We start from the raw sequence: 20,777 nt of genomic DNA on the forward strand, positions 1-20,777 counted from the left end.
CCGTTAGCCGTCAGTGGCGATTTCAACCTGCGGATTCCGGAGCGCCTGCCGGCAATTTCCGCTTCAGCACCACCACCAAAAGCACGTTGATGAGCGCCAGCCCGCATAACAGCCACAGCGTAGCCTGCGCGCCGGAATGCTGGAAAATATAGCCGCCAATCAGCGGCGTGAGCGCCTGACCAATCAGCGCCGGTCGCGCCATGCGGCCAACCACAATGGCGTACTCTTCCGGTTTTACCATCGCCAGCGGCAACGTACCGCGCACGATAGCCCGCAAGCCATTTCCTGCACCGTACAGCACCATACTCACCAGCGCCCACGCGGGATAACAGGCCAGCAGCAGTAATCCCAGCGCCACCAGCCCGACTGAGAAGAAAGTGGTCCAGATGGGATGGCCGCGTTTGAACGCCATATCGACAATGCGCGACGCCACCTGGCACGGCCCCAGCAGCGTGCTGATCGCCAGCGCGGCGCTCAGCGAATGCCCGCTCGCCTGCAGCAGAGTAATCAACTGCACCGATATCGCCGTCATGATCACCGACGCGAGGGTAAAGATGCTGCACAGCAGCCAGAACAGCGTGGGGGCCAGCGAATTCTGTGCGGTATGCTGTTGCGTGGCTTTTGGTATGGATGGCGTGCGCGGCGCCGGTAGCGCATACAGGTAAGCCGGCAGCACCGCCAGGCACAACAGCGCGGCAATGGCCAGACAGGCACCGCGCCACTCCAGCCAGTGGATCAGCAGCGCGATGCCGGGCCACACCAGCGAGGTACAGAATCCTGAGATCAGCGTAATACCGGTAATCGCGCCACGCGCCTGGCCGCCATATAAGGTGCCCAGCGTGGCGAACAGCGCGTCATACAGCCCCATCGCCATACCCGCGCCGATAATCAGCCAGGCAAACAGAAACAGCGGCAAACTGTGACTCAGCGCCATGATCACCAGCCCGAGCGCCATCACCGCCCCGCTCGCCGCCAGCAGCCGGCGACCCTGTGCGCGGGCAATCAGCCGACCGCACAGCGGTGCCAGCAGGCCGGAGACCAGAATGCCGAGCGAAAGTGCGCCATACACCCACTGCTGCGACCAGCCGGTTTCCGCGATGATCGGGTTAGCCATCACGGCCATCAAGTAAAATGATCCGCCCCACGACAGGATCTGCACGGCGCCGAGCGTAACGATAGCGGGCGCGCCCGGTTTTGGCTGATACTCCACAGCGAATATCCGTTAACAGGTAAATCACGGTTATAACATGTTCATCCGACAGGAAAAATGCCCGCGCGCCCTGTCGAGCCGAATTCCACGCCGGGTTTCAGCGATTGGATAGATAAACCTTATTATAGTATGTTGTAACTAGTATGCTTGCTTGCTCGCCGCGTCATTCAGTGCCACCCTTTGGTATGTTGTAACTATGGAGAACCGCGATGGCTCGCTATGATTTGGTGGCTGATTTACACGAATGCGTGAATACGCTGGAGCGAGAACTCACTGCACTGCGCGCGTCGGTTGAACAGCAGCCGCTGTTGCTGGCGCGCGTATTCAGCCTGCCGGAAATCGAGAAAGGCAAAGAGCATGATGAAATCAACCGCATCGCGGTGACCCAGCATCTCGGTAAACGCGCGCGCGAAATGGCCCTCGCCCACTATTGTCGCCTGTTTATGCAGCATCAGTCAGAAAAACTCAGCACCAAAGCGGCGGTGCGTCTGCCTGGCGCCCTCTGCATTGAGGCGGATGAGGCAGCCAGCCAGCGACTGGAGCAGCAGGTCACGACCATCAACACCCTTAAACAGCGGCTGGAGCAATTGATCACCGTCGACTCCGGCCTGCCGAGCGAGGCGCGTTTTGAGTTTGTGCACCAGCATCTGCGTGGCCTGATCACGCTCAACGCCTACCGCAGCGTCACGCTACTGCAGGCGCCGGATACGCTGCGTTTTGGCTGGGCGAATAAAAACATCATCAAGAAGGTGACGCGCGAGGCTATCGTCGGGCAGCTGGAGCGCAGCCTGAAGGCGAACCGCGCGCAGGCGCCGTGGACGCGCGAACAGTGGGCAGAGAAAGTGCAGCAGGAGCTGGAGCGGTTGCGGTCATTGCCGGACGGCGCGCAACTGAAGATCAAGCGGCCGGTTAAAGTGCAACCTATCGCGCGGCTGTGGCGCGCCAGCGAGAAAAAACAGCTGCAGCTGGCCTGCCCTTCGCCGCTGCTGGTGTTGTGTCGCGATCGTACGCAGGTGCCGACGCTGGGTGAACTGCTGGATTACGATGCTGAAAACATCGCGCACCGTTACAAGCCGCTGGCGCAGCCGCTGCATTTGATCATCCCGCGGCTGCATTTATGGAGTGACCGTCTGTAAGGCAAAAAAACAGCGCGACAGGTCGCGCTGTGGTGCCCGGCAGTAAAGCTATTGCTTCATGCTGCCAACCATCTCTTCCGGCCGCACCCATTCGTCAAACTGCGCTTCGGTCAGGTAGCCGAGCTTCAGCGCCGAGGCTTTCAGCGTCAGCCCCTGTTTGTGCGCCTGCTTGGCAATTTCCGCCGCTTTGTCATAGCCGATATGGGTATTCAGCGCGGTAACCAGCATCAGCGACTCGTTGAGCAGCTGATCGATGCGCTCGCGGTTGGGCTCAATGCCCACCGCGCAATGGTGATTGAAGCTGTCCATGCCGTCTGCCAGCAGCCGTACCGACTGCAGGAAGTTGTGGATCACCATGGGCCGGTAGACGTTGAGTTCGAAGTTACCGGACGCACCGCCCATGTTCACCGCCACATCATTGCCCATCACCTGGCAGCACAGCATGGTCAGCGCTTCACACTGGGTAGGATTGACTTTGCCTGGCATGATCGAGCTGCCGGGCTCATTTTCCGGAATGCTGATTTCACCGATGCCGCAGCGCGGACCGGACGACAGCCAGCGCACGTCGTTAGCGATTTTCATCAGCGAGGCGGCCAGGCCTTTCAGCGCGCCGTGCGCATGCACCAGCGCATCGCAGGTCGCCAGCGCTTCAAACTTGTTGGGCGCAGTGACAAAGGGTTGCTGCGTCAGGTCGGCCAGCGCTTTCGCCACGCGCACCGCATATTCCGGATGGGTATTCAGGCCGGTACCGACTGCGGTACCGCCCAGCGCCAGCTCGGCGACGTGCGGAATACTGTGTTCGATGTGCTTCAGATTGTGCTCCAGCATGGCAACCCAGCCGGAAATCTCCTGGCCGAGCGTCAGCGGTGTGGCGTCCTGCAGGTGGGTACGACCAATTTTAACGATGTCTTTAAACGCGGCGGATTTCTCGCTCAGGGTATTTTTCAGCACCTCAATTTGCGGAATCAGCTGTTCGCGCAGCGCAATCACCGCAGCAACGTGCATCGCCGTCGGGAACACATCGTTGGAGCTCTGGCTCTTGTTAACATCATCATTCGGATGCACTTTGCGCGACATGCCGCGCTCGCCGCCCAGCAGTTCGCTGGCGCGGTTCGCCAGCACTTCATTCATGTTCATGTTGGTCTGGGTGCCGGAGCCGGTCTGCCAGATGGCCAGCGGGAACTCGTCGCTGTGCTGGTCGGCCAGCACCTCGTCAGCGGCGTCGATAATCGCCCCGGCCCGTTCAGCCGGCAGCAGCCCCAGATCGCGGTTAACCTGGGCGGCGGCGCGCTTGGTCAGCGCCAGCGCATGCACCAGCGCCACGGGCATCTTCTCGGTGGAGATACGGAAGTGCTCCAGCGAACGCTGCGTTTGTGCGCCCCACAACTTATCTGCCGGAACTTCGATCGGACCCATTGAATCTTTTTCAATGCGGTTGGCTGCCATGACTACGTCTCCTTAGCTCAGATTTTGAGGTTTCCGCCTAAGTCGTCTTCCCGCGACGCCTTAGAGCGAGCAAGATTGTCACATACAAGAAATTAACATTATGCGAGCCCATCGCGTTTATTGCACTTGTTCGTGTATTTTCTATGGCACTTTCTGCTTTAATACGCTTATTTACTTACCGTTATTAAGGGTAAACGATGCAAAAATTGAACAATTCGCTGCAAAATTATGCATGGGGCAGCAAAACCGCGCTGACCGAACTCTACGGCATCGAAAACCCGCAGGGATTGCCGATGGCGGAATTATGGATGGGCGCGCACCCCAAAAGCCCCTCTACCGTTGAAGTGAATGGCGTCACCCGTTCGCTGCGTGACGTGATCAATGACGATCAGGTCGCGACGCTGGGGGCTGCGGTAGCGCAGCGTTTCGGTGAGCTGCCGTTTCTGTTTAAAGTGCTGTGCGCCGATCAGCCGTTATCGATTCAGGTGCATCCCAGTAAAACTGCCGCAGAAGCCGGTTTCGCGCGTGAAAACGCGGCGGGCATTCCGCTCAGCGCCGCCGAGCGCAACTATAAAGATGCTAACCACAAGCCCGAACTGGTGTATGCCCTGACGCCGTTCCAGGCGATGAACGGCTTTCGCGAACTGCCTGAGATTGTCTCGCTGCTGGAGCCGGTCGCGGGCGCGCATCCGCAGATCGCCCATTTCCTCGAAAACGCCAGCGAAGCCGCGCTGGCTAAACTGTTCGCTACCCTGCTGTCGCTGAAAGACGAAAGCAAAACCCGCGCGCTCGGCGTACTGAAATCCGCGCTGAACGCGCGCGAAGGCGAACCGTGGCAGACCATCAAAACGATCGCCAGCGACTACCCGGACGATAATGGCCTGTTCTCACCGCTGCTGCTGAATGTCATCACCCTGCAACCGGGTGAGGCGATGTTCCTGTTCGCCGAAACGCCGCATGCCTATCTGAAAGGCGTGGCGCTGGAAGTGATGGCCAATTCGGATAACGTGCTGCGCGCCGGCCTGACGCCGAAATTCATTGATATTCCGGAACTGCTGGCCAACCTGAAGTTCGAGGCCAAACCGGCGGCGACGCTGCTCACACAGCCGCAGGCACAGGGCGACAGCCTCAACTTCCCGATTCCGGTAGAGGATTTTGCCTTCGCCATCCATACGCTTTCGGCCACGCCGCAAACGCTGGCACAGCACAGTGCCGCCCTGCTGTTCTGCATCGAAGGCCAGGCGGTGATTGAAAAGGCCGGGCAGCAGCTGGTACTGCAACCGGGCGAATCCTGCTTTGTCGCAGCCAGCGAGTCGCCGGTGAGCGCGGCGGGGACTGGCCGTCTGGCGCGGGTGTACAACGCGCTGACGTGAGGCGGCTGACGCCTGCAGCATTAACTGCTATTATTTCAAACTATTAATTAAAAAACGCCTGCGGGCGTTTTTCTTCACCCGTCGCGCGGCCCAACGGTATGCGCACGCAAGGATAAGGACGACTCAGCGATGAAAAAGACCAAGGTTGCCGTAGGTGTGATTGTGGCGCTCGGCGTAATCTGGACTGGCGCAGCGTGGTTTACCGGTAAACAGCTGGAAAGCCACATGGATGAGATGCTGCAAAATGCCAACAGCCAGATCAACGCGTACGCGCCGAATAGCCGTCTGACGCTCAGCTATCAGGATTACCAGCGTGGCGTATTCAGCAGCAAAACCAAACTGGTAATTCAGGCCAGTTCGCAGACCGAAGACAATCCGCTGCTGAAGCCGGGTCAAAGCATCGTGCTCAACGAAACCATCGACCACGGTCCTTTCCCGTTTGCTCAGCTGAAGCGCGGCAACCTGATCCCCAGCATGGCCTCGGTCCACACCGAACTGGAAAACACCGATGCGGTGAAGAAACTGTTTGAACTGACTCAGGGCAAATCGCTGGTTAATGCCGATACCCGCGTCGGGTACAGCGGCGCGACCGATACCGCGCTGCACCTGCTGCCGGTGGATTACAGCAATGCGCAGACCGGTGATCGCCTCGCCACCAACGGCGGCACGCTCAACGTCAGCGCGGACAGCAAAGGCGACAAAGTGAGTCTGCAGGGCGACTTCTCCAGCATCGCCGTCACCAGCAAAAACCAGTTGCAGCAGCCGGTGCTGTTTACCCTTAACGGTCTGAAGCTGGGCGGTGACACCCACCTGAGTCCGGAAGGCGTGCGCGTCGGCGACCAGACCATCACGCTGGATAAGCTCGACGCCAGCATCAACGGTCAGGAAGGCCTGACGCTGGAGAAGCTGGACGGGAAGTCCTCGTTCGACAACAAAGACGGTAAGATTGGCGGCCAGATTGATTATCAGGTCGATAGCATCAGCCTGCAGAAACAGCCGTTCGGCGAAGCCAAACTGGCGATGAAATTTGCGCAGTTTGATGCTCAGGCGGTGAAAACCTTCTCTGACCAGTACAATGCGCAGATGCAGGATCTGCTGAACCAGCCTGGCGTGGTGGACGATCCTATCCGCTACCAGGCCAGCGTGCAGACCATTCTGAGAAATAACCTGCCGACCCTGCTGAAAGGTTCGCCGACCGTAAGCGTGGCGCCGCTGAGCTGGAAAAATGACAAGGGCGAGAGCACGTTCAACCTTAACGTCGGTTTTAACGATCCGGCGACCGTCACCGGTGAACCGCAGAGTCTGGGTGCCGCCGTGGATCGCGTGCTGAAAACGCTCGACGGCAAGCTGAGCATCAATATGCCGATGGCGACCGAAGTGATGCGTCACGTCGGGCTGGCGGAAGGTTATCAGGGTGATGATGCGCAGAAGCTGGCCGATCAGCAGGTGAAAGGTCTGGCGGCGATGGGCCAGATGTTCCGTCTGACGCAGCAGCAGGACGATAACATCACCACCAGCCTGCAATACGCTAACGGTCAGGTCACCATGAATGGCGACAAAATGACGCTGGAGCAGTTCCTGTCGCGCTACATGTTAGGCGCGCCAACCAGCGAAGGCATGCCAGAGTAATCCCCGCGGCAGCCCGCTCCGGGCTGCCGTTTTCCCCCGGCAAAAAAATTTCACCTTTTTTGCATCCGTTCAGCCGCACCGCACGTATATCCCTTTGTGAGCACCCTTCTGCTCCTTCAATGAGGATATATGATGAAAAAGTTAATCAGTTATGCCGTCCTGTCTGCCGCCCTGCTTGGCGCGAACGCTGCGACGGCGGCCATGCACGCCGATTCGGTGATGGTGGGCGGCGCGGCAATGTATCCACAAAAAAACATTATTGAAAACGCCCTGAACTCGAAGGATCACACTACGCTGGTCGCCGCCGTTAAAGCCGCGGGTCTGGTCGATACCTTACAGGGCAAAGGCCCGTTTACGGTGTTTGCGCCGACTAACGCCGCCTTTGCCAAACTGCCTGCCGGCACCGTTGATGCACTACTCAAACCGGAAAACAAAGCCAAACTCACCAGCGTGCTGACCTACCATGTGGTCGCCGGTAAATATGATATGAAAGCGCTGGAGCAAAAAATTAAACAGGGTGGCGGTAAAGCCGAATTGAAAACGGTGAATGGTCAGCCGCTGTGGATTATGAGCAACGGGCCACATAATATTCAGCTGAAAGATGGTCAGGGTAATGTGGCGAATATCAGCACTTATGATGTAAATCAGAAAAATGGCGTCATTGACGTTATTGATACCGTTTTGATGCCTGAATAACTGTCTATACTCGGTAAGGTTAAACAAACCGGCCAGGAGTATTATGGACGCCTCTCAGGCTGAGCAACAAATAGCCTTAATACAGGCGGTCGCGAAGCGCGATCGCCTGGCTTTTGAACAGCTGTACCGGCTGACTTCCCCGCATCTGTTTGCGGTAGCGCTGCGCATGTTACGCCAGCGGGCGTGGGCGGAAGAGATTCTGCATGAATGCTACATCACGGTCTGGCACAACGCCGCGTCATTTAATAGCGCGCTCAGTTCTCCCCTGACCTGGATGACACACATTGTACGCAACCGCTGTATTGACTGGCTGCGCAGCGGCTATGCCAGACAATTCCATGCCGACGAGGCCTGGCTCGACGATTTAAGCAGCACGCCGGGTGACGTCAGTCTGGATGAGCAGCACGATCGCGAGGTTGCCCGCCTGCACCACTGTCTGCAGCATTTGAGCAGTGAACAGCGCCAGTCGATTGCGCTGGCCTATTATCAGGGCTTATCACATAGCGACATTGCCGGGTGGCTGCAGCAGCCGGTCGGCTCGGTTAAAAGCTGGATTCGACGTGGCCTGGACCATCTGCGGGAGTGTGTTGGACGATGAGTGACAAGGTGCAGCGGGATGACGCCCTGGCGGCGGAGTACGCCCTCGGCACGCTGCGCGGCAGCGCGCGATTGCGCTTTCAGCGCAGACTGCAGGCCGAGCCGGTGCTGGCGGCGCAGGTCGCCCGCTGGCAGACGCTGCTGGCGGGTCTCGATCAGGCTCAGCCGCCCGTCACGCCGCCGGAAACGCTGTGGAAAAAAATTGCCCTTTCTCTGCCGCCCGACAAGCGCGTCGCACCCGCACGCCGGACGCTGCCGTGGCTGGCTGCCGCCTGCGTCGCGCTGGGCTTAGCGCTGACGGCTTACTGGCTGCGCGAGCCGGTTATGACACCGCTGGCGGTGCTGACCGATGCGCAACACAGTCAGCAATGGGTGGTGAGCGCCAGCCGCCGGCAGGACGTGATCAGTCTGGCGCCGCTGCAGGTTAGCGCGGTCAGGGCGGATCAGAGTCTGGAACTGTGGCTGATTCCGCCTGGCCGGGCGCCCGTTTCACTCGGTCTGGTCACCGGAAGTGCGCCGCAGCAGTATCCGATTGAGAAACAGCAGTCGCTGGTTAAGGCGACGCTGGCGATCAGTCTCGAGCCGCACGGCGGTTCGCCAACCGGACGTCCAACGGGCCCGGTGCTTTACAGTGTGAATTTATAATCGGTGATGGTCACGGGTGAAATTAGCGTTAACACGGCAGCGTTTATTATTTGTTGACGCCCAGCGTGTTGCAGGCGGAGTGCTGTTAATCATTGCGGCGTGACTTAAGCTAAATTAACGGGCACTGAACGCTCAATTTCAGCAAACGGCAAAAACAATGAAAGTTTATTTATCCGCCGGCGAGCCTGACTGCCGCGGCCAGGCGAAATAACCCTCTTGTAAATTAATCTGGCATATCTTTGGGAAAGAAATATTTTATCGACGATTCATTTTCTTTTTCAGAATTCCCTGCCATGCTTAAAACGCTAAACCATAGTACGCGATATTATCGCGAACAATAAATAATAACGCTCGACACCATTGTGTCTTAAACGACACCGGGGAAACTCACCATGCAATTTCTTAAAAACTTCACCATTCGCCGGGTTGTGCAGTGCATCCTGGTCGCGGCGCTACTGATTGTGGCGCTGGCCGGGATCTATGGCAGCACGGTGCTGCGCGACATGCATCAGCGCGAACTGCATAACGCCACCCTGACCAGCCAGCTGCTGTTTCTCAATCGCGCAAGTTTAGTGATGGCATCGGGAACCACGGCGGCGAAAGCGGCTGTAGCGACCGATGCCCCGGCCGATAGCGACTGGGCGCCGCTGCGTACCGCCCTCACCGCATCGCCGGCTGACTTTGCGGTGCCTGCGGCTGAGCGCCTGCATTTCCTGCAGCGCGACATCGCAGCGAATAACCATGCCGACCAGTCCGATCGCCAGCGTCTGCAAATGGCCTTTGGCATTGCTGCACTGCTGATGCTCGCGCTGCTGCTGTTCTGTGACCGTTTTCTGGTCACGCATCTGGTACGGCCGCTGGGGGCGCTGCGGGAACATTTCCGCGGCATCGCCGCTGGCGATCTTACGCGGGAACCGCAGGATTTTGGCCGCAACTGTGTGGGTCAGCTGATTCCGCTGGTCAGGCTGATGCAGCAGAGCCTGCTGACCACGGTGCGTGCCGTGCATGACAACACCGACGTGCTACGCAAGGAGTCTGCGGATATCGCCAGCGGCAATGCCGATCTGTCCGACCGCACCACCCGCCAGGCGGCTGCGCTCGAGCAGACCTCGGCCAGCATGGAGCAGCTTAGCGCCACCGTAGAGAAAAATGCCCACAGCGCGGGCGAAGCGCGCGAGCTGGCTGAGGATGCGGCGCGCACCACGCGCGACGGCGAAGCGCTGGTGAAAAGCGTGTCAGCGATGATGGCCGATATCGCCGCCGAGGCCGATAAAATCCGTCAGTTCACCGCCACGGTTAACAGCATCGCATTTCAGACCAATATTCTGGCACTGAACGCGGCTGTTGAAGCCGCTCGCGCCGGTGAGCAGGGACGCGGCTTTGCCGTGGTGGCAGCTGAAGTGCGCACGCTGGCACAACGCAGCGCCAGCGCCGCGAAGGAGATCGAAGGGCTGATTAATGGCACCGTGACGCGCGTTGGCGAGGGAGCGCAGACCGCGCAGCGCGCCGGCGCCATCATGGACAGCGCCACGCAAAGCGTTTCCGCCGTCACGTCGCTGATTGGCCAGATTGCGCTGGCGTCAGACGAACAGAGCAAAGGCATTGCCCAGGTTACGCTGGCCGTGACCGATCTGGATCGCGTTACCCAGCAGAATGCCGCCCTGGTGAAAGAGATTGCCGCCTCGGCCGGCAGCCTGAATGGCCGTACCGGAACGCTGGCTGCGGTGATCAGTCATTTTAACTTTTCTGACAGCCCGCAGCACAGCGCGCTGCTGGCCGGTCAGCGCCCCGTTTCAGCCATTGACAGCTTCGCGACAGAAAAGCTTGCCGTCTCTGACCCGGCATAGCTCGCAGCCGATAACCATACCGCCAGGGACAGGCCACAGAAAGAGAAGAACTTATGAGCCATCAATCATTGCAGCACATCGTTCCGGTTCAGACTGATGTGCGTGACTTACGCATCGCCACGGGCATGACCCAACTGCACGCGGCTGAACGCTTCGACCTTAGCCTGCGGGTCTGGCAGATGAAGGAGTCCGCAGCAAAACCGTCGCCGCTCAGTCAGGGAGAATATGAGTTTTTGCTGCTGCTGGCAGGAAAACATCCCTATTTTAGTCTGACGGCCAGAGCCCGCTAATGCCGTGCGCGCTGGCCGTTGCGTCAGCGCCACCTGCGACAACCGGGGATCCGCTTCCTCCACCCGGCGTGATTCATGCGTCAAATCTCTTTAGCGCTGACGCCCGGGGCACGATTCACCTGTGCTGTCTGCTGATAAAAGGCGTCGAGACGGGCGCGAAAGCGCGCCGGATCGTGCTGGTCTTTAATTCTTTGCAGCGCCCGCGCCGAGCGGGTGCTGATCGCCTCGCGCTGCGCCATCATCTGCGTGATGATCTGTTTGAGCTGCGCAATAATTCTGGCCCTGATCGCCTGTTTCTCCTGCGCTGAACCGATAGCGATTTCAAACATATCATTCAACGGACAATCAATAAGCCAGCCGGCCGAAGCCGGGTTTATTTCCGGCAGTGCGCGTACATTGGTGGTAATAACCGGACAGCCGCACGCCTGCATTTCCAGCACTGAAAAGCCGTAGGTATCCTGCCAGGTCGGTAATAATCCCACATCGGTCTGTTCGAGCATTTTCATCAGCCGATCATTTTGCAAAAATGTTTCATGCCTGAAGATTGCCTGCTGATTAATCAGGTCTTCAATCCGCTGATGAAATTGCGCGTCATCCTGCTGCGCGCCGTGCGCGATATTATAGCGATGCTTCAGGTTGCCCGTTAAATTCACCTGCACGCTTTCGGGGTGAATGATGCCTTCTGCCAGCAGCTCGCTAAAGGCCAGCACCACTTCCGCCCCGCCTTTACGATAAAACTCATTGCCGACAAAGCTGAACGTCAGCCTCGCCTGATTCACCGGCCTGACCCGATCACAGATAATTGCCTGCGGCGGATGCAGGGTGTGCAGTTTGGGCAAAATGGCTGCCGCCTGCTGTGGAAACGCCTGTAACAGCTTAATTTGAATCTTTTTCGTCGCGTCGGAAATGGCCAGCAGCGCCGTACACTGCGGTGCCGCGATCAGTTTGAGTTGTTTCTGCAATTGTGGATTATGCAGTTTGGCCATGCCCGGCACCGGCAGCACGCGCGGAATTTCGGTTTCAAATGTCGCCATCCAGCGCTTTTTTGTGCAGGCCACTTCATTAAAGAGATGGATGATTTGTGCATCGTCCGGCACCGAGAACGGTAGCGGCGCGAAAATAAACAACTTATTGGCTTTGCGGATTTTCTGCCTGACGGCGTTACGATAAAACCAGATATTTTTATATTTAAGATTGAGATAATGGTGTGAATCGTTGACGATGATATTTCTCTTTTCCGGATAACCTTTCCCATTTACGATTATTTTCATACGTGCCCCGGCACAGGAAAAATAAGCATAGCTGGCAGTATATTCCTCGCCAGTCACAAATCCAGCGAGCAAGTAAACCCGCGCTAAACAATAAGAAAATACACATTTTGTGACAGGTAATAACATCAGCCAGCCTGAATAAAATACAGGCGCGGCCGGTAAAGAATATTAATCAATACAAAATTCGCGGAATTCAGAAAAATGGCTAACGCGTTGATTTTCATTTAACGCTGGCCATATTATGACAGTTTCGTGTCAATATTTGATGCTAAAGCTTAATCTTTATTTTCTGCAGGCCCGCAATGCATAAGCAGAACGATGATCACAGGCCGGCTGACAATCGGTAAGCAGCGGTAACAGAAACGTGGCGAATAATGACCTGACGCCGGGCGGGCGACAGGCTTAGCGGCCCTGCACCAGCTGCGGCGGCACGATTAACGTCTGCACATCGGCCTGTGGCTGCGCCAGGCGCTGTAATATGCGTTCTGCCGCGCGCCGCCCGACGATGCGCGCTTCACTGCTGACAAACGTCAATGCCGGATCGTTCAGCTCAGGCTGCGGATCGTCGTTGAAGCCGACCAGCGCCAGCTGCTGGGTGTAGTAACTGTCCACGGCATCTTCCCCGAGGGTGCGGCCGCTGCGCAGCGCGCCGAAATAGCAGCCGAGCGTGGTGCTGGCATTGTGGGCCAGGATAGCAGTAATACGCGGATGCTGATGCAGCAGCGCCTGCGTCAGCGCGGAGACGCTCTGCTGGCGATCGTCACATTCAATAATCCAGTCCGGGCGAAACGGCAAACCATACTGCAGCAGCGTGGCGCAATAGCCGCCGATACGTTCGGCGCGCGTCAGTGAGGAACCCAGACCGCCCACCCAGGCAATGCGCTGATGTCCCTGTTTGATCAGATACTCGGTGGCCATCCGCGCCGCCAGGCTGTTATCCGGACGCAGCGAATCGACTTTTTCCAGACTGCTGGCGCGCGCGGCGCAGATCAGTGCAATATTTTGCTCCTGCGCCTGCGCCTGCAGCCGCAGCGATTCCGCCTGCGCCACCGCGCCGCCCAGCACAATGCCATCGGCACCCTGCGCCGCCAGCGAATCAAAACAGCGCTGCAGATGCTGGCCGTGCTGACCACTCTGCGTCAGCACCAGCACTTTGCCCTGCTGCTCCAGCACCTCGCTCAGTCCCGCCGTCATTGCTGCATAAAAGGGCTGGCTGAGATCGCGCACGATCAGACCAATCACCCCGCTCTCACCGCCGCGCAGCATGGAGGCCGAGCGATTACGCACATAGCCGAGTTGCTCAATCGCCTGATTCACCCGCGCGGCGGTGGCAGGTGAAATGCGCCCTTTGCCGGACAGCACCAGCGATACCGTGCTGACCGATACGCCAGCGGCCTGCGCGACATCATGGATGGTGATTTTCTGCTGGGACATAGTGTGACGCTTTTCGTTGCCGGAAAATTCAAAGAGGTAAAACGTTACACTGATTAGCATAAAAATAAAGCCTGATGCTCGTCACGCTTTGTGATTATCACCACAAAAAGCCGTGATAAAACGTTTTATCATCCTCCACCACTTTACCCGCTTGTTACTTTTTAGCCAGGAGAGACTATGCCTCACAGCCAACCCAAAATGTCGCTCTGGGAATTTTTCCAGAGCCTGGGGAAAACCTTTATGCTACCCGTGGCGCTGCTGTCGTTTTGCGGCATCATGTTAGGGATCGGCAGTTCACTCAGCAGCCATGATGTACTGACGCTGATTCCGCTGCTCGACCAGCCGTTCCTGCAATACCTGTTTATCTGGATGGCGAAGATCGGCTCCTTTGCCTTTAGCTATTTGCCGGTGATGTTTGCCATCGCCATCCCGCTGGGCATGGCGCGGGAAAACAAAGGCGTGGCGGCGTTTGCCGGCTTCGTCGGCTTTGCGGTGCTCAATCTCAGCGTTAACTTCTGGCTGAACATCAACGGGATCCTGCCGACTACCGATGCGGCAGTGCTGAAAGCCAATAACGTGCAGAACATTCTCGGCATTCAGTCCATCGACACCGGTATTCTCGGCGCGGTGATTGTAGGCATTGTGGTGTTCTGGCTGCACGAGCGTTTTCACAATATTCGCCTGCCGGATGCGCTGGCATTCTTCGGCGGCACGCGCTTTGTGCCGATTATCACCACCGTGGTGATGGGCCTGCTGGGGCTGGTGGTACCGCTGATCTGGCCTTTCTTTGCGCGCGCGATCACCGGTCTTGGCTGGATGATCAACAGCGCGGGCGAATTCGGCCCGATGATCTTCGGCACCGGAGAACGTCTGCTGCTGCCGTTTGGCCTGCAGCATATTCTGGTGGCGATTATTCGTTTCACCGATGCCGGTGGCACCATGGAGGTGTGTGGTCACAGCGTCAGCGGCGCGCTGACCATCTTCCAGGCGCAGCTGGCGTGTCCGGAAACTCACGGCTTCGCGGAAAGCGCTACCCGCTTCCTGTCGCAGGGTAAAATGCCGGCATTCCTTGGCGGCCTGCCGGGGGCAGCGCTGGCGATTTATCACTGCGCGCGCCCGGAAAACCGACACAAAATTAAAGGCCTGCTGATTTCGGGCGTGGTTGCCTGCGTGGTCGGCGGCACCACCGAACCGATCGAGTTCCTGTTCCTGTTTGTCGCACCGGTACTGTATCTGATCCACGCGCTGCTGACCGGTCTCGGCTTCACCGTGATGGCGATGCTTGGCGTGACCATCGGTAATACCGACGGTAACGTGATCGACTTCTTCGTGTTTGGCGTGCTGCACGGCCTTTCTACCAAATGGTACTGGGTGCCGGTGATTGCCGCCGTGTGGTTTGTGGGTTACTACGCCATCTTCCGTTTCGCCATCACCCGCTTCAACATCAAAACACCTGGCCGCGAAGCAGAAACCAGCCGCGTTGAGCAGCAGGTCAGCCGCGCCGGCGTGGGCAAATCCGGCTACAACACGCCAGCGATTCTCGCGGCGCTGGGTGGCGTTGACAACATCACCTCGCTGGATAACTGCCTGACGCGCCTGCGCCTGTCGGTGGCCGACATGAGCAAGGTCGACGATGCCGCGCTAAAAGCCAACGGCGCCATCGGCGTGGTGCACCTCAATCAGACCAATCTGCAGGTAGTCATTGGCCCGCAGGTGCAGTCGGTCAAAGATGAAATGGCCCATCTGATGAGCGCGACGGTGTAAACATGCAGGCGTTTAATTTTGATCGGGTAGTGGATCGCCATGGCAGCTGGTGCACGCAGTGGGACTTTGTCGCCGACCGCTTTGGCGTGCCAGATCTGCTGCCCTTCACCATCTCGGACATGGATTTCGCCACCGCTCCCTGCATCATTGACGCGTTGCAGCAGCGGCTGAATCACGGCGTGCTGGGCTACAGCCGCTGGCAGCACGAGGATTTCCTCTCCGCCCTGCAGCACTGGATGCGCAGCCGCTTTGCCAGCGAGATCGCGGCAGAGTCACTGGTGTACGGCCCGTCGGTGATTTATATGGTGGCGCAGCTGCTGCGCCACTGGACGCAGGCGGAGGATGAAGTACTGATTCACACGCCCGCCTATGATGCGTTTTACCAGACAATCATCGGGAATCAGCGCAGGGTGCTGGAACTGCCGTTGCAGCGCGCTGGCGACACATGGCACTGTGACATGGCTCAGCTGGAAAGCCTGCTGGCGCGGCCGCGCTGTAAGGCGATGTTACTGTGCAGCCCGCACAATCCCACCGGCAAAGTGTGGCAGCGCGCAGAGCTGCAGCAGATGGCGGCACTGTGCGAACGGCATGGCGTGAGCGTGATCAGCGACGAAATCCATATGGATATGGTGCTGAGCGCGGCGCGCCACACGCCGTGGTGCGAGGTGGCACAAGGCCGCTGGGCGCTGTTTACCTCGGCCTCCAAGAGCTTCAACATTCCGGCGCTGACCGGCGCCTGGGGCATTATTCCGGACGCGGACGATCGCCGGGCGTGGTTTCACGCGCTGAAGCAGCAGGACGGGCTGTCGTCACCGGCGGTGATGGCGCTGGCTGCCACTATTGCCGCCTACCGTCACGGCGCACCCTGGCTCGACGCGCTGCGCGATTATCTGCGCGCCAATATGCAGCACATTGCGCAACGGCTCAACGCGGCGTTTGCCGGGCTCAACTGGCAACCACCGCAGGCCACTTATCTGGCATGGATTGACACCGCGCCGCTGGCCATTGATGACGTCGCGCTGCAGCAGCGGCTGATCCAGCAGCATAAGGTGGCGATTATGCCAGGCAGCACTTACGGCAGCGCCAGCCGCAGCTATCTGCGTCTCAACGCCGGCTGCCCGCGCAGCAAGCTGGATGACGGGCTGGACCGGCTGATTGCCGCACTGCAATCGTTCTGAACCACAGCGGATGCTGATTAATTCAGCATCCGCTGCCCGCTTTGCGCAAATCACTAGCGCGGTTGCGCAAGATGTTTTTATAATGGTCTGCACTTTACGTTAATTCAGCGAGTGCGACATGATTGATGCGAAACTTCCCCTCACCGACCTTCACCGCCACCTCGATGGCAATATCCGCGCCCAGACCATCCTTGATTTAGGTCGTCAGTTCAATCTTGCGCTGCCCGCCGATACGCTGGATACCCTGCGTCCACACGTGCAGGTGACCGCCAACCAGCCGGACCTGGTGAGCTTCCTGCAGAAGCTTGACTGGGGCGTCAAAGTGCTGGGCGATCTCGACGCCTGCCGCCGCATTGCGCTGGAAAACGTCGCTGACGCCGCGCAGGCCGGTATCCATTACGCTGAGCTGCGCTTCTCACCGGGCTACATGGCGATGAACCATCAGCTGCCGATTGCCGGCGTGGTGGAAGCGGTAATTGATGGCGTGCGCGCGGGCGTACAGCAGTATGGCGTTGATGTGAAGCTGATTGGCATCATGAGCCGCACCTTCGGCGAAGAAGCCTGCCTGCGCGAGCTGGAAGGTCTGCTGGCGCACCGCGACGGCATCACTGCCGTCGATCTGGCCGGCGATGAACTGGGCTTCCCGGGCAGCGAATTCCTCAGCCACTTTAACCGCGCCCGCGACGCCGGATTCCGCATTACCGTGCATGCCGGTGAAGCCGCCGGACCGGAGAGCATCTGGCAGGCGATCCGCGAACTGGGCGCTGAGCGCATCGGTCACGGTGTCAAAGCGATTGAAGACCGCGCGCTGATGGATTTCCTCGCCGAACAGCGCATTGGCATTGAATCCTGCCTGACGTCGAACATTCAGACCAGTACCGTAGCCTCGCTGGCCAGCCATCCGCTGAAGGCGTTCCTGCAGCACGGTATTCTGGCAACCATCAACACTGACGATCCGGCGGTACAGGGCATTGAGCTGGCGCATGAATATGAGGTGGCTGCGCCACAGGCGGGCCTGAGCGCCGCCGAGATTCGCCAGGCGCAGGAAAACGGTATTGCCATCGCCTTTTTAACCGAGGCGGAGAAAGCCGCGCTGCGCCAGCGCGTGGCGGCATAAGCCATAAAAAAGGAGCGCAGATTGCGCTCCTTGTTGATCGGCTGGCGATAACGCCGTCCGGTTTACTTCAGGGACAGTGTCTGGCGTTTCTCCGCCGACTGCAGGCCAAGCTCAATCAGCTCCATCACCTGAATCGCCTCTTCCGCCGTAACCGGGTTGGCACCGTTACCGGCAATGGCGTCGCGGATCGCCGCATAATAGGCCGGATAGTTGCCCGGCAGCGTCAGCAGCTCTTTCTCCACCATCACGTCGCCCTCGGCCAGCGTCAGCGTGCCGTTGCGCATGTCGTAGCCCCACTCTTCACGCGGCGGACGTTCACCGGCTTTCAGACGGTCCTCCTGCGGATCGAGCCCATACTTAACGTAGCTGCCGCGCGTGCCGTGCACCACAAAACGCGCCGATTCCGCCGCTACCAGCATGCTGGCGTGCAGCACCACGCGCCGGGTGGGATACGTCAGCACCGCGTGGAAGTAATCGGTGGTTTGCGCGCCGGGACGCAGTTCAGCCATGTCGACGTTGATCGCCACCGGCGGTCCAAACAGCTGCAACGCCTGGTCCAGCACGTGCGGTCCAAGATCGAACCAAATCCCGCTGCCCGGGCCTTTCATTTCGCGCCAGCGCTGACGCACTTCCGGACGGAAACGGTCAAAGTGCGACTCCAGATAGCGCACCTCGCCCAGCGTGCCGTCGTTCAGCAGCGTTTTCAGCGTCAGGAAATCGCTGTCCCAGCGGCGGTTGTGGAACACTGACAACAGCAGCCCTTTGGCTTTGGCCAGCTGGTCGAGCTCGCGCGCCTGTGACAGCGTCACGGTAAACGGTTTATCGACCACCACATGCTTGCCGGCATTGAGTGCCGCTTTGGCGAGCGGGAAATGGGTGTCGTTCGGGGTAGGAATTACAATCAGGTGCAGCGTCGGGTCATCCAGCAGTGCCTGAGGATCGGCCACCACCTGCACCGACGGCCAGTCAGCGTGCACTTTACTGGCATCGCTGCTGGAGATCGCCGCCAGCTCAACGTCTGGCGTACCGGCGATCAGTGGCGCATGGAAGGTTTTGCTGGCAAATCCGTAGCCAATCAGGCCGACACGTAGTTTATCGCTCATTCTCATTCCTCTTGTTCGTGACCTGACTGATTTAAGACGAATCAGTCAGTAAGAACAAGGCGGAATCACCTGAAAGCTCAGGAGATCGCACTCCGTGCCGGTTGCCAGCTCTCCTGGGCCACCAGCGCGTCGTGCGCATCCTGACTGCGGCGGCGGAAATCGCTCGGACTGACGCCCACCCGCTTGCGGAACACGCGCGAGAAGTAGAGCTGGTCGTCGTAGCCGACCTCGCGCCCCACCGAGGCGATCGGTTCCTGAGTGGTTTGCAACAGCAGCTTGGCGCGGATCACCCGCTGATCTTCGCGCCAGCGTAACAGGTTGATCCCCATCTGCTCGCGGAACAGGTGGGCCAGACGCGACGGCGACAGACAGACGTGGCGCGCCACTTCCTCGATTTTCACCTCGCTGGCCAGATGATTGGTGACGTACTGGCAGGCTTCAATCACGCGCGGGTCGCGAATTTGCTGATGGCTGCGCGGATCCTCTTCCACCGCACGCAGCAGCAGGCGCTCCAGCAGATTCATCGCCAGCTCTTCGGCAAAGCGACGTCCTGAGTTGTGCGTCTGTTCGATGCTGGCAAACAGGCGGTCAAATTCGGCGCGCAGCGCATCCGGCAGCCGCAGCCGGCCAACGCCCTGGTTCTGATCCTGCCACTGCAGCCAGTCGGTCCAGTAGGCGCGCGGACGGAAATAGACCCAGCGATGATGCCAGCACGGACTGTCCGGCGCGCGGCCATAATAGTGCGGCGTTTTCGGCTGGAACAGCAGCAGGTCGCCCGGCTGGCAGTCAAACGCTGACTCACCGTCAAAGACGCGTCCCTGTCCCTTAATGGTCAGATTGAGAATGTAACCTTTCATGCCGTGCGGGCGATCGATAAAAAAATCGAGCTGATCGCCGGCGTTGATCGGCGTCAGTCCGGCCACCAGCCAGGCGTTAAACGGATAGCCCGGCAGTAAAGGATTTTGCTGTTCACTCGTCGCTTCGCGGTGGTACATAAGGATCTCCCGGTTCGCGTGACGTTGGGGCGCAGCGTTGCGGCTGCGCCCGCGGGATCAGGCGGTTCTGCTTTTCTGTTTGTAGCGGTCAAAGATCACCGCCGCTAACAGTATCAAACCGCGCACCACATACTGTGAGAATGGCGAGATATTCAATAAATTCATCGCATTCTCGACGGTACCCAGAATCAGTACCCCGGCGACCACGTAGGAGATCTTGCCAATACCGCCCTTCAGCGACACGCCGCCCAGCACGCAGGCGGAGATAACGATCAGCTCATAACCGAGCGAGGTCATCGGCTGACCGCTGGTCATGCGTGAAGCCAGGATAATGCCGGCCGCCGCTGATACCAGCCCGGAAAGGATAAAGATGATGATGCGCGTGCGCACCACCGGGACCCCGGCCAGCCGTGCCGCTTCCTCATTGCCACCAATCGCCAGCGTGTTGCGGCCAAAGGTGGTTTTGTTCAGCAGGAAACCGAACACGATCATGGTGGCGATGGTCAGCCAGATCGGTGCCGGCACGCCCAGCCAGTTGGCGTAGCCGAGGGTGAAAAAGCGCTCATCCTCAATCCCCACCGCTTTACCGTCGGAGAAGATATAGGCCAGGCCGCGCACAATCTGCATGGTCGCCAGCGTGGTGATCAGCGCGTTAATTTTGAGGCGCGCAATCACGAAGCCGTTAACGAAGCCGGTGGCCATACCGAGCAGCAGGCCGGCGGCGACGCCGATCCACAGGCTTTCGGTCATGTTGATCACCACGGCGGTGACGACGCCAGCGCAGGCAATCACCGACGCTACCGACAGGTCGAAATCGCCGGAGGCGAGGCAGAACAGCATGCCGCACGCCACCATGCCGGACATCGACATCGCCAGGCCCAGCCCTTTCATGTTGATAAAGGTGCCAAAATTAGGCACAAAGATGGCGCAGACGATAAACAGCAGCGCAAACACCACCAGCATGCCGAAGTTGTCCCAGATGCGCCCGAGCTGCAGGCCACTGCGCTGCACCGGTGGCGTATTGGACGTGGTAGATGAAGCCATTT

At 58.9% G+C, this 20,777-nt stretch carries 18 protein-coding genes; 11 read left to right on the top strand and 7 right to left on the bottom strand.

The window, feature by feature from the left end:
* Positions 1 to 22 precede the first annotated feature (22 nt).
* Complete coding sequence (locus FT726_RS14100; protein WP_346302942.1) at positions 23 to 1,210, bottom strand: MFS transporter; 1,188 nt, start codon at positions 1,208 to 1,210, stop codon at positions 23 to 25.
* Between the two features lie 209 nt (positions 1,211 to 1,419).
* On the opposite strand from FT726_RS14100, the gene tus reads away from it, so the two are divergent.
* Complete coding sequence (tus, locus tag FT726_RS14105) at positions 1,420 to 2,346, top strand: DNA replication terminus site-binding protein (RefSeq protein ID WP_346302943.1); 927 nt, start codon at positions 1,420 to 1,422, stop codon at positions 2,344 to 2,346.
* 48 nt (positions 2,347 to 2,394) lie between these two features.
* Here the strand turns inward: tus and fumC are convergent, their stop codons facing one another.
* Positions 2,395 to 3,792 (bottom strand): class II fumarate hydratase, encoded by a 1,398-nt coding sequence (fumC, locus tag FT726_RS14110; RefSeq protein WP_058758471.1) that lies wholly within the window; start codon positions 3,790 to 3,792, stop codon positions 2,395 to 2,397.
* Between the two features lie 197 nt (positions 3,793 to 3,989).
* On the opposite strand from fumC, the gene manA reads away from it, so the two are divergent.
* The 7 genes from manA (at position 3,990) to FT726_RS14145 (ending at position 10,869) form a co-directional block, all read left to right on the top strand.
* A complete protein-coding gene (manA, locus tag FT726_RS14115; protein WP_346302944.1) occupies positions 3,990 to 5,165 on the top strand; it encodes a mannose-6-phosphate isomerase in 1,176 nt (391 codons plus the stop codon).
* Positions 5,166 to 5,294: 129 nt separating this feature from the next.
* A complete protein-coding gene (locus tag FT726_RS14120; RefSeq protein ID WP_058769727.1) occupies positions 5,295 to 6,794 on the top strand; it encodes a YdgA family protein in 1,500 nt (499 codons plus the stop codon).
* Positions 6,795 to 6,926: 132 nt separating this feature from the next.
* Complete coding sequence (locus FT726_RS14125; protein ID WP_288422647.1) at positions 6,927 to 7,490, top strand: fasciclin domain-containing protein; 564 nt, start codon at positions 6,927 to 6,929, stop codon at positions 7,488 to 7,490.
* A gap of 43 nt (positions 7,491 to 7,533) precedes the next feature.
* Positions 7,534 to 8,088 (top strand): sigma-70 family RNA polymerase sigma factor, encoded by a 555-nt coding sequence (locus FT726_RS14130; RefSeq protein WP_021506166.1) that lies wholly within the window; start codon positions 7,534 to 7,536, stop codon positions 8,086 to 8,088.
* Positions 8,085 to 8,732, top strand: coding sequence for an anti-sigma factor domain-containing protein (locus tag FT726_RS14135; protein WP_288422600.1), 648 nt, complete (start codon positions 8,085 to 8,087; stop codon positions 8,730 to 8,732). Before FT726_RS14130 ends, FT726_RS14135 begins: the two co-directional genes overlap by 4 nt.
* Before the next feature lie 392 nt (positions 8,733 to 9,124).
* Entirely contained in the window at positions 9,125 to 10,579 is a 1,455-nt protein-coding gene (locus tag FT726_RS14140; RefSeq protein WP_282996187.1) for a methyl-accepting chemotaxis protein, read from the top strand.
* A 53-nt stretch (positions 10,580 to 10,632) separates the two neighbouring features.
* Positions 10,633 to 10,869, top strand: coding sequence for a hypothetical protein (locus FT726_RS14145; protein ID WP_021506169.1), 237 nt, complete (start codon positions 10,633 to 10,635; stop codon positions 10,867 to 10,869).
* 80 nt (positions 10,870 to 10,949) lie between these two features.
* On the opposite strand, the gene FT726_RS14150 is transcribed toward FT726_RS14145, so the two are convergent.
* Positions 10,950 to 12,140 carry a glycosyltransferase gene (locus FT726_RS14150; protein ID WP_346302945.1) on the bottom strand — a complete coding sequence of 397 codons (1,191 nt, stop codon included), beginning with the start codon at positions 12,138 to 12,140 and terminating at the stop codon, positions 10,950 to 10,952.
* A 402-nt stretch (positions 12,141 to 12,542) separates the two neighbouring features.
* Positions 12,543 to 13,574, bottom strand: coding sequence for a Mal regulon transcriptional regulator MalI (malI, locus tag FT726_RS14155; protein WP_346302946.1), 1,032 nt, complete (start codon positions 13,572 to 13,574; stop codon positions 12,543 to 12,545).
* Between the two features lie 177 nt (positions 13,575 to 13,751).
* Here malI and malX point away from each other — a divergent pair, with 177 nt between their 5' ends.
* The 3 genes from malX to add all read left to right on the top strand — a co-directional run bounded on the left by malX (position 13,752) and on the right by add (position 17,633).
* Entirely contained in the window at positions 13,752 to 15,338 is a 1,587-nt protein-coding gene (gene malX / locus FT726_RS14160) for a maltose/glucose-specific PTS transporter subunit IIBC (RefSeq protein WP_031279154.1), read from the top strand.
* 2 nt (positions 15,339 to 15,340) lie between these two features.
* Positions 15,341 to 16,516, top strand: a complete 1,176-nt coding sequence (locus FT726_RS14165) for a MalY/PatB family protein (RefSeq protein ID WP_288422595.1) — start codon at positions 15,341 to 15,343, stop codon at positions 16,514 to 16,516.
* Positions 16,517 to 16,634: 118 nt separating this feature from the next.
* Complete coding sequence (gene add, locus FT726_RS14170; RefSeq protein ID WP_127834039.1) at positions 16,635 to 17,633, top strand: adenosine deaminase; 999 nt, start codon at positions 16,635 to 16,637, stop codon at positions 17,631 to 17,633.
* 62 nt (positions 17,634 to 17,695) lie between these two features.
* On the opposite strand, the gene FT726_RS14175 is transcribed toward add, so the two are convergent.
* From FT726_RS14175 to araH, 3 genes are all read right to left on the bottom strand, one after another.
* Positions 17,696 to 18,736, bottom strand: coding sequence for an oxidoreductase (locus tag FT726_RS14175; protein ID WP_021506175.1), 1,041 nt, complete (start codon positions 18,734 to 18,736; stop codon positions 17,696 to 17,698).
* A 77-nt stretch (positions 18,737 to 18,813) separates the two neighbouring features.
* Entirely contained in the window at positions 18,814 to 19,731 is a 918-nt protein-coding gene (gene araC / locus FT726_RS14180) for an arabinose operon transcriptional regulator AraC (protein ID WP_346302947.1), read from the bottom strand.
* 57 nt (positions 19,732 to 19,788) lie between these two features.
* Entirely contained in the window at positions 19,789 to 20,775 is a 987-nt protein-coding gene (gene araH, locus FT726_RS14185; RefSeq protein WP_021506177.1) for an L-arabinose ABC transporter permease AraH, read from the bottom strand.
* Positions 20,776 to 20,777 lie beyond the last annotated feature (2 nt).

Origin of the sequence: Pantoea sp. Morm (genome assembly GCF_016643525.1) — a bacterium.
Taxonomy (GTDB): domain Bacteria; phylum Pseudomonadota; class Gammaproteobacteria; order Enterobacterales; family Enterobacteriaceae; genus Pantoea; species Pantoea dispersa.

Excerpts from the sequence above, each read along its gene's own strand:
- tus (WP_346302943.1), top strand. The coding sequence starts at position 1,420 with ATGGCTCGCTATGATTTGGTGGCTGATTTACACGAATGCGTGAATACG.
- malX (WP_031279154.1), top strand. The coding sequence starts at position 13,752 with ATGCCTCACAGCCAACCCAAAATGTCGCTCTGGGAATTTTTCCAGAGC.
- manA (WP_346302944.1), top strand. The coding sequence starts at position 3,990 with ATGCAAAAATTGAACAATTCGCTGCAAAATTATGCATGGGGCAGCAAA.
- FT726_RS14165 (WP_288422595.1), top strand. The coding sequence starts at position 15,341 with ATGCAGGCGTTTAATTTTGATCGGGTAGTGGATCGCCATGGCAGCTGG.
- FT726_RS14175 (WP_021506175.1), bottom strand. The coding sequence starts at position 18,736 with ATGAGCGATAAACTACGTGTCGGCCTGATTGGCTACGGATTTGCCAGC.
- araC (WP_346302947.1), bottom strand. The coding sequence starts at position 19,731 with ATGTACCACCGCGAAGCGACGAGTGAACAGCAAAATCCTTTACTGCCG.
- FT726_RS14125 (WP_288422647.1), top strand. The coding sequence starts at position 6,927 with ATGAAAAAGTTAATCAGTTATGCCGTCCTGTCTGCCGCCCTGCTTGGC.
- FT726_RS14140 (WP_282996187.1), top strand. The coding sequence starts at position 9,125 with ATGCAATTTCTTAAAAACTTCACCATTCGCCGGGTTGTGCAGTGCATC.
- FT726_RS14130 (WP_021506166.1), top strand. The coding sequence starts at position 7,534 with ATGGACGCCTCTCAGGCTGAGCAACAAATAGCCTTAATACAGGCGGTC.
- FT726_RS14135 (WP_288422600.1), top strand. The coding sequence starts at position 8,085 with ATGAGTGACAAGGTGCAGCGGGATGACGCCCTGGCGGCGGAGTACGCC.
- FT726_RS14150 (WP_346302945.1), bottom strand. The coding sequence starts at position 12,140 with ATGAAAATAATCGTAAATGGGAAAGGTTATCCGGAAAAGAGAAATATC.
- FT726_RS14120 (WP_058769727.1), top strand. The coding sequence starts at position 5,295 with ATGAAAAAGACCAAGGTTGCCGTAGGTGTGATTGTGGCGCTCGGCGTA.
- fumC (WP_058758471.1), bottom strand. The coding sequence starts at position 3,792 with ATGGCAGCCAACCGCATTGAAAAAGATTCAATGGGTCCGATCGAAGTT.
- araH (WP_021506177.1), bottom strand. The coding sequence starts at position 20,775 with ATGGCTTCATCTACCACGTCCAATACGCCACCGGTGCAGCGCAGTGGC.
- add (WP_127834039.1), top strand. The coding sequence starts at position 16,635 with ATGATTGATGCGAAACTTCCCCTCACCGACCTTCACCGCCACCTCGAT.
- FT726_RS14145 (WP_021506169.1), top strand. The coding sequence starts at position 10,633 with ATGAGCCATCAATCATTGCAGCACATCGTTCCGGTTCAGACTGATGTG.
- malI (WP_346302946.1), bottom strand. The coding sequence starts at position 13,574 with ATGTCCCAGCAGAAAATCACCATCCATGATGTCGCGCAGGCCGCTGGC.